General features: G+C 29.2%; 15 protein-coding genes. All 15 read right to left on the bottom strand.

Annotated features, from left to right (window positions below; genetic code table 11):
• Positions 1–14: 14 nt before the first annotated feature.
• Positions 15–1,457, bottom strand: a complete 1,443-nt coding sequence (locus AC4FQV_RS01450) for a coproporphyrinogen III oxidase (RefSeq protein WP_491163976.1) — start codon at positions 1,455–1,457, stop codon at positions 15–17.
• Positions 1,447–2,067: an MBL fold metallo-hydrolase gene (locus AC4FQV_RS01445; RefSeq protein ID WP_491139240.1), complete on the bottom strand. Its 621-nt coding sequence runs from the start codon at positions 2,065–2,067 to the stop codon at positions 1,447–1,449. Before AC4FQV_RS01445 ends, AC4FQV_RS01450 begins: the two co-directional genes overlap by 11 nt.
• Before the next feature lie 159 nt (positions 2,068–2,226).
• Positions 2,227–2,676, bottom strand: a complete 450-nt coding sequence (dtd, locus tag AC4FQV_RS01440) for a D-aminoacyl-tRNA deacylase (RefSeq protein WP_491139241.1) — start codon at positions 2,674–2,676, stop codon at positions 2,227–2,229.
• A gap of 15 nt (positions 2,677–2,691) precedes the next feature.
• The gene (locus tag AC4FQV_RS01435) at positions 2,692–4,872 is read right to left on the bottom strand and encodes a RelA/SpoT family protein (RefSeq protein ID WP_491163973.1); all 2,181 of its coding nucleotides are present in this window, start codon (positions 4,870–4,872) and stop codon (positions 2,692–2,694) included.
• A 143-nt stretch (positions 4,873–5,015) separates the two neighbouring features.
• Positions 5,016–5,534 (bottom strand): adenine phosphoribosyltransferase, encoded by a 519-nt coding sequence (locus AC4FQV_RS01430; protein ID WP_491139243.1) that lies wholly within the window; start codon positions 5,532–5,534, stop codon positions 5,016–5,018.
• 43 nt (positions 5,535–5,577) lie between these two features.
• Positions 5,578–6,432, bottom strand: a complete 855-nt coding sequence (locus tag AC4FQV_RS01425; protein ID WP_491139244.1) for a DHH family phosphoesterase — start codon at positions 6,430–6,432, stop codon at positions 5,578–5,580.
• A gap of 199 nt (positions 6,433–6,631) precedes the next feature.
• Positions 6,632–7,501, bottom strand: a complete 870-nt coding sequence (gene secF, locus AC4FQV_RS01420) for a protein translocase subunit SecF (protein WP_491139245.1) — start codon at positions 7,499–7,501, stop codon at positions 6,632–6,634.
• Positions 7,494–8,753 (bottom strand): protein translocase subunit SecD, encoded by a 1,260-nt coding sequence (gene secD / locus AC4FQV_RS01415; protein WP_491139246.1) that lies wholly within the window; start codon positions 8,751–8,753, stop codon positions 7,494–7,496. The genes secF and secD overlap by 8 nt, the downstream gene beginning before the upstream one ends.
• 97 nt (positions 8,754–8,850) lie before the next feature.
• Positions 8,851–10,224, bottom strand: coding sequence for a thioether cross-link-forming SCIFF peptide maturase (scfB, locus tag AC4FQV_RS01410; RefSeq protein ID WP_491139247.1), 1,374 nt, complete (start codon positions 10,222–10,224; stop codon positions 8,851–8,853).
• A 68-nt stretch (positions 10,225–10,292) separates the two neighbouring features.
• The gene (gene scfA, locus AC4FQV_RS01405) at positions 10,293–10,433 is read right to left on the bottom strand and encodes a six-cysteine ranthipeptide SCIFF (RefSeq protein WP_003451489.1); all 141 of its coding nucleotides are present in this window, start codon (positions 10,431–10,433) and stop codon (positions 10,293–10,295) included.
• Positions 10,434–10,629: 196 nt separating this feature from the next.
• On the bottom strand, positions 10,630–10,899 hold the full coding sequence (gene yajC, locus AC4FQV_RS01400) for a preprotein translocase subunit YajC (RefSeq protein ID WP_491139248.1): 270 nt from the start codon (positions 10,897–10,899) through the stop codon (positions 10,630–10,632).
• Positions 10,900–10,934: 35 nt separating this feature from the next.
• On the bottom strand, positions 10,935–12,077 hold the full coding sequence (tgt, locus tag AC4FQV_RS01395; protein ID WP_491139249.1) for a tRNA guanosine(34) transglycosylase Tgt: 1,143 nt from the start codon (positions 12,075–12,077) through the stop codon (positions 10,935–10,937).
• A gap of 22 nt (positions 12,078–12,099) precedes the next feature.
• Positions 12,100–13,125, bottom strand: a complete 1,026-nt coding sequence (gene queA, locus AC4FQV_RS01390; protein WP_491163971.1) for a tRNA preQ1(34) S-adenosylmethionine ribosyltransferase-isomerase QueA — start codon at positions 13,123–13,125, stop codon at positions 12,100–12,102.
• A gap of 20 nt (positions 13,126–13,145) precedes the next feature.
• The gene (gene ruvB, locus AC4FQV_RS01385) at positions 13,146–14,186 is read right to left on the bottom strand and encodes a Holliday junction branch migration DNA helicase RuvB (protein ID WP_491139251.1); all 1,041 of its coding nucleotides are present in this window, start codon (positions 14,184–14,186) and stop codon (positions 13,146–13,148) included.
• Positions 14,187–14,199: 13 nt separating this feature from the next.
• Positions 14,200–14,805: a Holliday junction branch migration protein RuvA gene (gene ruvA / locus AC4FQV_RS01380; protein WP_491139252.1), complete on the bottom strand. Its 606-nt coding sequence runs from the start codon at positions 14,803–14,805 to the stop codon at positions 14,200–14,202.
• Positions 14,806–14,835 lie beyond the last annotated feature (30 nt).

Genomic DNA, 14,835 nt, shown 5'->3' with positions numbered 1-14,835 from the left:
TATTATTAAATTTTTTATTTATATAAGGTATCAAGTAATTTAATTTTACCTTTAACCATTTCATCTATTCTTTTTATATATTCTTTTACATCTTTAACATTTGCAAATCTTTCTATACGGTTTTTACCCTCTTTTAAAAATACAACCTTAGAAACTGCATCTGCTCCTAATGCAATTATTGTTTGCTTATCTTCAATCATTTGTATATTATATATACACTCTTTATGCTCCTTTGAATATCCTACATTTTCCATATTACCAACCATATTTTTTTGTCTATACATATAATACGGATGCATATTTAACTCTCTTCCTAAGTTTTTACTCATTTCATACATCTTATTAAGATTTTTTTGCTCTGCTATAGTTATAGTATTATGTAAAACTAAATTTTCATGAAGCTTTGATGCTCTTTTAATTGACATTCCATGAATAGTTAAACTATCTGGCTCAAGATTTTTTATCATTAGACAAGTTTTTTTAACCTCTTTTATATCTTCATTTGGAAGTCCTATTATAATATCCATATTTATGTTATCAAAGTCTAAGCTTCTTGCCAAATTAAATTTATCCACTACATCCTCTGTTAAATGACCTCTACCTATAGATTTTAAGGTTTTATCGTTCATACTTTGAGGATTTATAGAAATTCTAGATACCTCATATCTTTTCATAGTTTTTAATTTTTCTTCAGTTATTGAATCAGGTCTACCACATTCAACAGTAAACTCTTTTATTCCTTTATTCTTAACAAAACTCTCATAAATATGTTTCATTAAAACTTCAAATTGTTCATTATCTACTGAAGTTGGAGTACCCCCTCCAAAATAAACTGTTTCTATGTTTAAACCTTTATCTAAAACGTAATTACTTATAGCTGAAATTTCGCTACTTAAAGCTTCTAAATATGGATTAACTTCTTTTTTACAACCTGCTATAGGATTTGCAGCAAAGGAACAATAAAAACATCTTGTAGGACAAAATGGCATACCAACATATATACTTATGTTTTTTTCATCCTTATTTACAAAACTTTCTTCTCTTTCAGCAACCTCTATGCAAAGTTTAGCTTTTTCTTCCTTAGCTAGATAATTTTCCTCAAAATATTTTATTATTTCTTCTTCAGATTTACCTTCTCTTATCAAAGATAAAGCTATTTTACTTGGTCTTATACCAACTAAGGTCCCCCATGGATATTCATCCTTAAGAGCTTCTGATAAAAACTTAAATATTCCTTTTTTAAGTTCTGTCTTAAAACCATATCCTTCTTTAAATTTATATGAAAAGCTATTATTTTTATCTGATATATTCAGCTTATCCTTTTCTATAAGGACATCATAATCTCTTTCCTCATCTTTATTTACAAATTTTAATTCCTTAAAGGTATAGAATATATTAAACATTTGATAAACATCATATCTATACTTTAAGTCATTAAGATATATTTTAATATACATAAAAATCTCCTGCTAAAAATGGATTTCTTTCTTTTTCATGTTTAATTGTAGTACTTGGTCCATGACCTGGATAAACTACTATATCATCACCTAAAGGAAGTAATTTTTCTTTTATACTCTTAAGAAGACTACTTAAATTTCCTCCAACAAAATCACTTCTTCCAATAGATTCTCTAAATAAAGTATCTCCTGTAAATAAACAATTGTCTATTAAAAAGCATAATCCTCCTGGAGTATGTCCTGGTGTTTCTATACACTTAACCTTATAATTTTTTGAAAAATCTAAAACTTCACCATCTTTTATATATCTATAAGTTTTAGGAATAGTTCCAAAAACATCAACCTTCTTTTCTATCATATCAGCATCATTTTTACTTATATAAAAAGGTATATCATATTTTTCTGAAAGAGCCTTAACAGCACCTACATGATCAAAATGTCCATGAGTTAATAAAATCATCTTTGGTTTTGCTTCTAAATTTTCTATTGCATTTTCTATTTTTAAAGCTTCTTCGCCTGGGTCTACAACTATACAATCCTTTGTTTCTTCATCCATAATAATATAGGAATTAGCTTGATACATTCCTACTGGTATTGTTTTTATTAACACATAAATCCCTCCTAAAAATAAAGTTTAATTTATATTTTTAACCAAATTATAGGAGTTTAACTTATTAAGCTAAACTCCTATAAAAAACTTCAATGTTTAACTTTATTTATAAAGCCTATATTTATTATAATGCTTTATTTGAAAAATAGTAATATTTCTTTAGAAATTCTTTTTACTATCTAAAATTAAAGTTACTGGTCCATCATTTTCTATATCGACTACCATATGGGCTCCAAATACTCCAGTTTCAACCTTTACGCCTTCTTCTTTACACATAGCTACAAAGTTATCAAAAAGAGTTTTAGCTTCCTCTCCTCCTAAGGCATTCATAAAATTTGGTCTTCTTCCCTTTCTACAGTCTCCATAAAGAGTAAACTGTGATATTAAAAGAAGCTCTCCCTTAACATCCTTTAAAGATAAATTCAACTTATCATTTTCGTCTTCAAAAACTCTTAAATTTAAAATTTTATCTTTCATATATTTTAAATCTTCTAAAGTATCATCTTTCCCAATTCCAACTAGCACATTAAAGCCTTTATTTATACTTCCAACTATTTCTTCATCAACCTTAACGGAAGATTTATTAACTCTTTGAACAACAACTCTCACCTTTTAATCCCCCTTTTATTTATTTACTCTATAAACATCTATTATTCCTTGAAGTCTTCTTATTTTTTTCATTAAATCTTTTAATTGCTCTATGCTATCAATCTTAACTTGAATATTTATATGAGCTATAGAATTTTTTCCTGACTTAGCATTTAAAGAAATTAAACTTAAGTTTGAATCTGTTATAACTAACATAACATCAGATAGTAAGCACATTCTATCTTCTGCCTTAACCTCAAGTTCGGCAACATATGCAGCACCTTTTTCACTACCCCAGGTAACATCTACAATCTTTTCTTTTTGCTTTTCAACTATTGCTTTAAAGTTAGAACAATCCTTTCTATGAACAGAGACACCTCTTCCTTTAGTTATGTAACCTGCTATTTCATCTCCAGGAACAGGATTACAACACCTTGCAAACCTAACCATTATATTATTTAGTCCCTTTACAGTTACTCCATAACTTTGTTTTTTCTTTCTTTGTCTTTCTGTCTTAGCTATTTGGTCTTCAATATTTTTATTTAATTCTTCCTCTGTAACTTCTTTTACTACATTTTCTTTAAGTTTTGATATTACAGTAGAGGATAATAACTCCCCTTCACCTACAGCAACGTATATCTCTTCAATATTATTTAAATGATACCTTTTTAATAACTTTTCATATAAAGGGCCTTTACAAAGGTCTGAAAAAACTAAGGATTGTTTTTTACATTCCTTATCTAAAATTTCTTTACCTCTTTCTAAATTTTCCTCTCTTCTAGCCTTTCTAAGCCATTGCTTAATTTTACTTCTAGCTTGATTACTGTTTGCAATGTTAAGCCAATCTATATTGGGTCCTCTAGAAGAAGAGGAGGTTAAAATTTCAACTATTTCTCCAGTTTTAAGTTTATAATCTAAAGTTACTATCTTCCCATTAACCTTAGCACCTACACATTTATTACCTATATCAGTATGAATCTTATATGCAAAGTCTATAGGTGTTGCACCTGCTGGTAAATTTATAACAACTCCCTTAGGAGTAAAAACAAATATCTCATCTGAAAATAAATCAAGCTTAAATCCTTCCATAAACTCAGTCGCATCTACAGCTTCCTTTTGCCACTCAAGTATATCTCTAAGCCAAGTTAATTTATTTTCAAAGGTCATATCCTTTGAATCAGTACTATTTACACCATTTTTATATTTCCAATGAGCTGCTATACCGTATTCAGCTGTTCTATGCATTTCAAAGGTTCTTATTTGAATTTCAAAGGTTTTTCCTTCACTTCCTATTACTGTTGTATGTAAAGATTGATACATATTAGGCTTTGGCATTGCTATGTAATCTTTAAATCTACCTGGTATTGGCTTATAAATAGTGTGTACTATTCCTAAGGCAGCATAACAATCCTTTACAGTATTTACTAAAATTCTTATGGCAGTTAAATCAAATATTTGTTCTATACTTTTATTTTTGTTTACCATTTTTCTATAAATACTATAAAAGTGTTTTGGTCGTCCTTCTATATCACTATCTATATTAGCTTTATTTAAATTTTCTTTTAGTTCTTCAATTATACGAGAAATAAACTTTTCTCTCTCCACCCTTTTTTCTGCAATCATATTAACTAAATCGTAATACTCCTCAGGATGAATATATCTTAGACATAAATCTTCTAATTCCCATTTTATTTTAGATATACCTAGTCTATGAGCTAGAGGTGCAAATATATCTAAAGTTTCTTGAGCCTTTTTCTTTTGTTTCTCTGGCTTCATATACTTAAGGGTTCTCATATTATGAAGTCTATCTGCTAATTTTATAATTATTACCCTTATGTCTTTAGCCATTGCTAAAAGCATTTTTCTTACATTATCAGCCTGCTGTTCTTCTTTGCTTTTATACTTTATTTTACCAAGCTTAGTAACACCATCAACTAAATTAGCTATCTCAACATTAAAAATCTTACTTATATCTTCATAAGTATAATCCGTATCCTCTATAACATCATGAAGAAGCCCAGCAACTATAGTGTTTGTATCCATTCCCATATCAGCTAAAATCATAGCCACACTAACAGGATGTATAATATAAGGCTCTCCTGATTCTCTCTTTTGTTCTTTGTGTGCTTCAAAAGCTAAATCATATGCTTTTTTAACTAAATCTATATCAACATTATTACCATTAGCTTTTATTTTAGAAATTAGTTCTTCTAACATACTGGATTATTCTCCCCTACTTAAAATTTCTTTTAATATATTATATTATTATATAACAAAAAAATAAAATAAACCAATAAAATTAATGGCTGGTCAATAAACCAGCCATTTTAAACTCTTATAAAATTTTAAGAGAAAATAAATTAAACTTCATAATCAACTAAAGATTTAACTTCATATCCTTTTAATTTATCTCTTCCTTTTAATTCTGTTAATTCAATAGTAAATGCTAATCCAGCTACTTCTCCTCCAGCTTGCTCTACTAATTTAGCAACAGCAGCTATTGTTCCACCAGTTGCTAAAAGGTCATCAACTATAGCAACTCTCATTCCTGGCTTTATAGCATCTTTGTGTATTTCTAATGCATCTTTTCCATACTCTAAATCATACTCTACTCTTACAGTTTCTGCTGGAAGTTTACCAGGTTTTCTAACTGGAATAAATCCAACACCTAAAGCATATGCTACAGGAACACCAAATATAAATCCTCTAGCTTCTGGTCCTACAACAACATCAATGTTTTTATCCTTAAAAAACTCTGCCATTTCATTAACTGACTCTCTTAAACCTTCTCCATCTGCAATTAAAGTAGTTATGTCTTTAAAACTTATTCCTTTTTTAGGGAAATCTTCTATAACTCTTATTTTATCCTTTAAACTCATTACTTTGCCTCCAAAATCAATAAATATATATAAATTTTAATTACTATCTTATCTTTTCATTATAAATATATTTAGTTATTTGCTCCGCTCTGTCCTTATCATTAGTAGTTAATAGCTCCACAATTATCTTAGCATTATCCTTTTTGCTAATTGCCCCTTCTCTTGGAGTTATTTCATTTACTATTTTATTAATACTCTCTATGTTTATATCACTAATATTAAAAAAACTCTTAATAGCATTTAATCCTATACTATTAGTATATCTTAAATATTGAATTCCTTCTTTTAATATTATGCCATTTTCTCCTTTGTTTCTAACATTTTTAGAAACACTTCCTATAAGTATTAAATCTAAATACTTATTGATTCTCTTCATGTTATAGTATATAGCAATAGCTTGCATTAATTTAAAAGTTACTCCCGAATTAGTCAAATCCTTATATCTATATGAACATTTTTCTTCACTTGGATTTATATAAATTGAGTCATATATACATTTTGTCCTTTTATTTTCCATAATTATCAAATCTATGCAAAGGTTTTTTGCTAGATTTTCAACTTCCTTATCTTTAAGTCCACAGCCTACTGTAATTAAAAGTTGTGCACCTAAAAAAGCAATATCTTCTTTTAAGGTATCTTTATCTATATCGTACTTTTTTTCTTCATGCTCCTTACTTACACAATATTCAACATCAGCATTTAAATATTTTAATATAAGCATTAGGGAAGATATTGCACATATGGAATCTAAATCACATCCACCATATATGACTATCTTTTCTCTATTGTTAATTGCAGACGCTAGTCTCTCTATTGCTTTATTCATATTTTTAATGTTAAAGGGACTATACCCAGATATGTAATTAGTGCAATATATGTTTTTCCAAGCCTTCTGCATAATTTAACTCCTCCATAAAATTAAGAAAACAAGTATATTATAATTTAAAATTACCTTTTTGACAAATACTTTTCAAATAAATACGTATACATTGATTATTTTTATTAGATTTTATCTTTTTTTTAACAAATACATGTATTTTTAAAGTATAAATAAAAAAATGCTAAAAATCCAAAGAATTTTTAGCATTTTTATACTATTATCTATTTTTTGCTTTTTTCTTTTTTTGTCTATTAGTTATCATACACCAAATTGGACTTGCTATGAATATTGATGAACATGCCCCTGATGCTATACCGATAATTAATGGGAAAGCAAAATCTCTAACTGTAGGAACAAATATATAAACACAAACTATAGTTATTAAAGTTGTAAGTGTTGTATTTATAGACCTTGACATAGTTTGAGTTATACTTATATCAGCTATTTCCTCAACAGACTTACCTCTAAGTTTTTTAGTATTTTCTCTTATTCTATCAAAAATAACTATGGTATCATTTATTGAATATCCTACTATTGTAAGTATTGCTGCTATAAATGGAGTATTTATTGAAATTCCAAAGATAGCATATACACTTATAGTTATTAAAACGTCATGTATTAAAGCAATTATTGCTGCAACACCAAAGGAAAATTTAAATCTTATAATTACATATATAAGCATACCAATTACTGCAATAGTTAAAGCTATTATTGCACTTCTTGTTAAATCTTTTCCTACAGATGCACCAATTTCATTTTGAGATACTAAAGCATCATCTTTTAAATTATACTTTTCTTTAAGTGCATTAAATATCTCATTTACTTCCTCTGTATTTAAATTACTAGCCTTTATTTGAAGTTCAGATTCATTTACTTGATTTGTTACTGCATCTTTTGAATATTCATGAACTATTTTATCAACATCGGTCTTATTAAAATTCTCTCCCATGTTTATTACAACTTGAGTTCCGCCTTTAAAGTCTATACCAAAATTCATACCCTTAGTAAACATAAATCCTAAACCTACAACAATTATAAGAATAGATATAGTAAACCATATTTTTTTCTTTTCTACTATTTTAAGCATTATGTCTACCTCCTTTTATACGTCCAAACATTGAAGGCTTGTTTAATATACCCATGTTAAATGCTAAATTCATAAAGAATCTTGTCATTACTATAGCTGTAAACATACTTACTGCAATACCTATTAGTAAAGTTAATGCAAATCCTTTAACAGGACCTGAACCAAAGAAGTATAAAACTAAACCAGCTATTAAAGTTGTAACGTTAGAGTCCATTATTGATCTTAAAGCATTACTAAATCCTGTTTTCATAGCTGATTTTATGCTTCTACCATTTCTAATTTCCTCTTTAATTCTTTCAAATATAAGTACATTAGCATCTACAGCCATACCTACTGTTAATAAGAATGCTGCTATACCTGGTAGTGTAAGAGTTACGCCAACTAAAGTGAATATATAAAGAACTAATAAAACATAAACACTTAATGACATACAAGAAATAAATCCTGGAACTCTATAGTATAGTATCATAAAGATAAATATTATACCTATTCCTATAGCTCCTGCTTTCATTGCATTTGGAAGAGCATTTGCTCCTAATTGAGCTCCTACAGTTTCTACTGAAACTGCTTTAACAGGCACTGGTAAAGCTCCTGCATTTATAATTCCTGATATTCTTTCTGCTTCTTCAATTGAGCTATTTCCTTGTATAATTGCTTCACCATTAGAAATTATGTCACTTACTACTGGATCTGTTAATGTTTCATTATCCATTTTTATAGCAATCTTTTGACCTTTATACTTTTCTGTTGCTTCTGCAAATTTTTCTTTACCTTCTTTATTAAGCTCTAATTTTATAACAGGTTTTCCAGTTTGTGAATCTATGTAGACACTTGATTTTGCTACATCTTTTCCTGTTAAGATAACATTATCTTCTGGACCTACAAAGGTTAACTCTCCTGTTTGTTGAAGAGAATTTACTATAGATTGTGAATCATATTGCCCTGGAATATCAATTCTTATTCTATTTTTTCCCTCTGTTGTTACTGTTGTTTCTGAAACTCCTACTTTATTAACTCTTAGAGATAAAAGCTCCTTTGTTGTGTTTAATTGTTCTGGAGTTACATCATTACTTTGGATTTCCATAAGAACAGAAACTCCACCTTGTAAATCTAACCCTTTAGTTATAACCTCATTAAACGTTTTAAAGTGATAGTCCCCTAAAGTAAATCCTTTAAACCCTGCTAGAGCTAAAAAACTTATTATTGCTATGGAGATAATAAATAATATGAAGCTACCTAATTTTGATTTCATGGTTATCCCCCTCTGTAAAATTTTCTCTGATAAACTAAATTATATTAATATGTTGCCATATAGTCAATATATGGCAACCAATATTAATATTATATTTTTATTCAGCTTCCATAGTTTTTGTCTTTAAAGCTATAGCACACTCTATTCTTTTCTTTTGCATTTCACATCCTATTTCATAAGGAACATGAATGTCTCCATTAAAGTTAAAGTTGTTAGCTTGACATCCACCACTACAGTAAAATCTTGCCCAACACTCTTTACATTTTGGCTTATTATATATGTGAGCTTCTTTAAATTCTTTTGATAAATCCTTCTTTATTTCTCCATCATATATATTTCCTAATAAAAAGTCAGTATTTCCAACAAACTGATGACATGGATATATTTCTCCATCTGGAGTTACAGCAATGTATTCATGCCCTGCCCCACAGCCTGCTATTCTCTTATAAACACAAGGGCCACCATTTAAGTCAATGTTAAAATGATAGAATTTAAATATGTTATCTCCCTCTTCTAATCTTCTAACCATTTCATCATATAATTTATCATATTCCCCATAGATAGTTTCTAAATCTTCTCTTCTTATTGATAGTTCGTGTTCATCTGGAAGAACAACAGGTTCTATTGAAATTTCAGTAAACCCTTCATTAGCAAGAGCCATTACATCTTGGAAGAAGTCTGTATTATTTCTTGTAAATGTTCCTCTTGCATAGTATTGCTTACTTGGATCTCTCTTTTCAACCATTTTCTTTATATTTGGAAGAATTCTATCATAGCTTCCTGAGCCATCAACTCTTATTCTAACAGCATCATTTACTTCTTTTCTTCCATCTATTGAAAGAATTATATTTCCTATATTTTTATCTATATAATCAATTCTTTCATCATTTAAAAGAGTAGCGTTAGTAGTCATAGTAAATCTTACGTTTTTACCTACTTCTTCTCCTCTTTTCTTACCATAATCTATAATTTCCTTTATAGTATCAAATACCATTAATGGTTCTCCACCAAATAAATCAACTTCTATGTTCTTTATTCCACCTGAGTTTGCTAAAACAAAGTCTATAGCCTTTTTACCAACTTCAGCACTCATAGGCTTTCTACATCCCTTATATTCTCCCTCATCTGCAAAACAATATTTGCATCTTAAATTACAATCATGTACAACATTTAAACATAAAGCCTTTATATGAGAAGGTGCTTTATCACTTTCTTTTGCTACTTCTTCATATAAATCCTTTGAATATAATGCTTCCTCTTCTACTAATTGAAGTAAATCTTCGTATGCTTCTTCAATTTCTTCAACTGGATATTTATCCTTTAATTTTTCAATTAAAACTTCCTTACTACTTAATTTATTATCATCATCTAACATATTGTAAATAAGGTCATCTACAATATGAACACTTCCTGAGTTTACGTCTACTACGTAATACTCGCCACCTTGCATAAATTTATGAATTAATGACACAATATTTCCTCCTAACTAGAAATATGGCAGCAACTTTAAAAGTTACTGCCACTTAAGAATTTTTATAATTAATTTTCACAAGCTAAGTTTGCTACTGTTGCTGATGTTTTACAAGCTGATTGGCATGAGTTTGCACACTCTCTGCAATCTGCTGGTTTACATAAACTTTTCTTTAAGCTTGACTTGTTTACTGTTTTTATACGCTTCATTTACTCTTCCTCCAATCAAAACTATCTTTAATATTATAACATGTTAAGGTTTAATTTTAAAGTTCTTTTTAAAAAGCTAATTTGATTTATCATCCTTATTTTTTCATATTATACTGTAAAATTCAATACTTTAAATAAAAAATAGCCATTTTAATGATTAAAAAACCATTAAAACAGCTATCCATATTAAAATAAACTAGTCAATTTTTGAGCTTATACCTTGTTTTGAAAACTCAATCTTTGTTCTGTCTTGAGTACTTTCTATTACAACGCTATCTTCGTTTATTTTTACTATTTTACCTATGATTCCACCTCTAGTTATGATTTTGTCATTAACCTTTAGTTCATTTAGCATAGCATCATACTTTTTCTTTCTTTTCTTCTCTGGTAAAATAAGCAAGAAATAAAATACACCAAACATTAAGATAAATGGTAGTATCATTGTTGCTAGTTGTTGAAAATTCACATTAGCCACTCCCTTCTTTTATTTTAAATTTATTATTAAGCTCTTCCATTCCATTCTTCTAACTTTTTAGCTTTGAACTCAGCAAAGTATCCGCCATCTATAGCCTCTCTTATCTCCTCCATAAGCTTGTTGTAGAAATATAGATTGTGAAGAACGCATAATCTCATAGCTAACATTTCCTTAGCCTTAAATAAATGTCTTATATATGCTCTTGTATAATTTTTACATGCAGGGCATTGACATCCTTCGTCTATTGGTCTTGAATCTAATTCAAATTTAGCATTCATTAAGTTTATTTTACCTTCTTTAGTGAAAACATGACCATGTCTTCCATTTCTAGCTGGTAAAACACAATCAAAGAAGTCTACTCCTCTTTCTACAGCCTCTAATATATTTGATGGAAGTCCAACTCCCATTAAGTATATAGGCTTATCTTCTGGTAAATGTGGCACTACAGCATCTATAACTTTATACATTTCCTCATGCGTTTCTCCAACTGCTAAACCACCAATAGCATATCCATCTAAGTCCATTTCTCTTATAGTTTTAGCATGTTCTATTCTTATATCTTCATAAACTCCACCTTGATTTATACCAAAAAGCATTTGTTCCTTATTTACAGTATCCTCAAGGGAATTTAATCTATCCATTTCTTTTTTACATCTTTCAAGCCATCTTGTTGTTCTTGCAACTGACTTTTCAACATATTCTCTACTTGATGGGTTAGGTATACACTCATCAAAAGCCATGGCTATAGTTGAACCTAAATTGCTTTGTATTTGCATACTTTCTTCAGGTCCCATAAATATTTTTTTACCATCTATATGAGAGTTAAAATAAACTCCTTCTTCTTTTATCTTACGCATACCTGCTAAGGAGAAAACTTGGAATCCACCTGAATCAGTTAAAATAGGTCTATCCCAGTTCATAAATTTATGAAGTCCTCCCATTTGCTTTACAACCTTATCTCCTGGTCTTAAATGTAAATGATATGTATTAGAAAGCTCTACTTGACACCCTATTTCCTTTAAGTCCATTGAAGAAACAGCACCCTTTATAGCTGCTAATGTTCCTACATTCATAAAAACCGGTGTTTGAATTGTGCCATGAGGAGTTACAAACTCACCTCTTCTAGCTTTTCCGTCTTTTTTTAAAAGAGTATATCTTTTTTTAGTCATGAAAAAAGTCCTTCCTTTGCTTTTATTTTATAAACATTGAATCTCCAAATGAGAAGAATCTATACTTTTCTTTTACTGCGATGTTATAAGCATTCATTATGTTATCTTGTTCTGCTAAAGCTGAAACAAGCATTATTAATGTTGATTCTGGCAAATGGAAATTTGTAATTAAATTATCTACAATTTTAAACTTATATCCAGGATATATAAATATATCTGTCCATCCACTTTGTTCTCTAACTCTTCCATTTTCATCACCAATAGTTTCTAAGGTTCTTGAAGAAGTTGTTCCTACTGCAATAACTCTTTTTCCTTCTTCCTTAGTCTTATTTATTATATCTGCATTTTCTTTATCTAAACTATAATACTCTGAGTGCATAACATGATTATTTACATCATCAACCTTAACAGGTCTAAAAGTACCTAATCCTACATGTAAAGTTAAATATGCTATATTAACACCTTTATCTTTAATCTCTTTTAATAATTCTTCAGTAAAATGTAAGCCTGCTGTTGGTGCAGCTGCTGAGCCCTTTTCCTTAGAGTAAACTGTTTGATATCTTTCCTTATCTTCTAACTTTTCGTGTATATAAGGTGGAAGAGGCATTTGACCTAATTCATCTAGAACCTGTTCAAATATTCCATCATATTTAAACTCTATTATTCTATTTCCTTCCTCACCAATTTCTCTAACTATAGCTTTAAGCTTTCCATTTCCGAAAGTAAAAACTGTTCCTACTTTAGCTTTTCTGCCTGGCTTAGCTAAACACTCCCATTTATCTCCTTCTATTCTCTTTAAAAGAAGAAATTCTATTTTTCCACCGGTTCCTTCTTTTTCTCCTATAAGTCTAGCAGGTAAAACCCTAGTATTATTTAAAACTAACGTATCACCTTCATTTAAATATTCTAATATGTCATGAAACTTTCTATGTTCAATCTCTCCAGTTTCCTTATCTAAAACCATTAATCTTGAAGAATCTCTCTTTTCAAGAGGACACTGTGCTATAAGTTCCTCTGGGAGATCAAAATAAAAATCACTTACTTTCATCTAATTACACCTTCTCTATTTTATTTTTCAAATAATGTATATTGATTAGAATCTTTAATAGACTCCTTTAATTTACTTCTTCCTAAATGTTTATAAGCCTTTTCAGTTGCAACCCTTCCTCTTGGCGTTCTAACTATAAATCCCCTTTGTAAAAGGTATGGTTCATAAACATCCTCTATAGTATCTAATTCCTCTCCTACAAAGTAAGCTAAAGTTTCAATTCCCACAGGACCACCACCAAAATTGTCTATTAAGGCTTCTAAAATTTTATTATCAATTCTATCAAAACCTTCACAATCAACCTCTAAGAGTTCTAAGGATTTTTTTGCAGCTTCTTTTGTAATCTCATTATCATATAAAATTTCTGCAAAGTCTCTTACTCTCTTTAAAAGTCTATTTGCTATTCTAGGAGTTCCCCTTGACCTCTTAGCAATTTCAAAGGCACCTTCTTTAGTTATATTGCATCCTAAAATTTCAGAACTTCTAATTATTATTTCCTCTAATTGACTAGTTGTGTAATATTCCATAGAACATAATACACCAAATCTATCTCTTAAAGGTGAACTTAACATACCTATTCTAGTAGTAGCTCCAATCAATGTAAATTTAGGCAAATCCAATCTTATTGATTTACTTGCAGCCCCCTTGCCTATTATTATGTCTAAAACATAGTCTTCCATGGCAGGGTAAAGTATTTCTTCAACACTTCTATTTAATCTGTGTATCTCATCAATAAATAAAACATCATTAGTATTTAAAGTTGTTAATATTGCTGCTAAATCTCCAGCCCTTTCAATTGCAGGTCCTGAAGTTACTTTAAGGTTTCCACCCATCTCATTTGCTATTATATTAGCTAATGTAGTTTTTCCAAGCCCAGGTGGCCCATATAAAATTACATGGTCTAAAGCTTCTTCTCTTTTTTTAGCAGCCTTTATAAATATGTTTAGTCTCTCTTTAACCTTGTCTTGACCTATATATTCACTTAATTTTTCTGGTCTTAAACTGTATTCATTAGTTGAATCTATTTCGATTTCATTAGAGGTAACTAATCTTTCGCTCATTTAATTACACCTCCTATCGCATTAAAAGTTTTAAAGACTCCTTTATCATGTTTTCTATTGATAAAGTCTTATCAACTTTTTCTAAAGCTTTATTTGCTTCTTTTTCTGTATATCCTAAAGCCATTAAGGCTCCTAAAGTTTCATCTATATTAAGGCTATAATCAAAATTATTATCAATTCCTTGTAGTAATTCTCCATCCTCTGAAGTAATTTCTTCTAATTTTAATTTATCTTTAAGCTCTAAAATAATTCTTTGAGCTGTTTTTTTACCAATTCCAGGAGCTCTTGTTATATGCTTTTCATCTCCCATAATTATTGCATATTTTAAATTATTTACAGTGCTTATAGACAAAAGAGATAAAGCTGCCTTTGCTCCTACTCCGTTTATTGATAATAAAAGTTTGAACATTTCCAATTCTTCTCTCTCTTTAAAGCCATATAATCCTATAAAATCTTCTCTAACTATTTGTTCTAAATATAAAGTTTCTTCCTCATCTACCTTTGGCATATTTGCCATAGTATTTCCAGAGGTGAAAATTCTATATCCTATATTATTTGACTCTAGTACAACATAATCCTTACTTATACCTTTAAATCTGCCTCTTATATATTCGTACATATTCTTGCTCCCATGTGTATAATAAGTTCT

The sequence above is a fragment of the Clostridium sp. TJA038 genome, assembly GCF_058310255.1.
This window is presented reverse-complemented; position numbering and strand designations above follow the sequence as displayed.

Excerpts from the sequence above, each read along its gene's own strand:
- AC4FQV_RS01425 (WP_491139244.1), bottom strand. The coding sequence starts at position 6,432 with ATGCAGAAGGCTTGGAAAAACATATATTGCACTAATTACATATCTGGG.
- secF (WP_491139245.1), bottom strand. The coding sequence starts at position 7,501 with ATGCTTAAAATAGTAGAAAAGAAAAAAATATGGTTTACTATATCTATT.
- queA (WP_491163971.1), bottom strand. The coding sequence starts at position 13,125 with ATGAAAGTAAGTGATTTTTATTTTGATCTCCCAGAGGAACTTATAGCA.
- scfA (WP_003451489.1), bottom strand. The coding sequence starts at position 10,433 with ATGAAGCGTATAAAAACAGTAAACAAGTCAAGCTTAAAGAAAAGTTTA.
- ruvB (WP_491139251.1), bottom strand. The coding sequence starts at position 14,186 with ATGAGCGAAAGATTAGTTACCTCTAATGAAATCGAAATAGATTCAACT.
- tgt (WP_491139249.1), bottom strand. The coding sequence starts at position 12,077 with ATGACTAAAAAAAGATATACTCTTTTAAAAAAAGACGGAAAAGCTAGA.
- ruvA (WP_491139252.1), bottom strand. The coding sequence starts at position 14,805 with ATGTACGAATATATAAGAGGCAGATTTAAAGGTATAAGTAAGGATTAT.
- AC4FQV_RS01435 (WP_491163973.1), bottom strand. The coding sequence starts at position 4,872 with ATGTTAGAAGAACTAATTTCTAAAATAAAAGCTAATGGTAATAATGTT.
- secD (WP_491139246.1), bottom strand. The coding sequence starts at position 8,753 with ATGAAATCAAAATTAGGTAGCTTCATATTATTTATTATCTCCATAGCA.
- AC4FQV_RS01430 (WP_491139243.1), bottom strand. The coding sequence starts at position 5,534 with ATGAGTTTAAAGGATAAAATAAGAGTTATAGAAGATTTCCCTAAAAAA.
- AC4FQV_RS01450 (WP_491163976.1), bottom strand. The coding sequence starts at position 1,457 with ATGTATATTAAAATATATCTTAATGACTTAAAGTATAGATATGATGTT.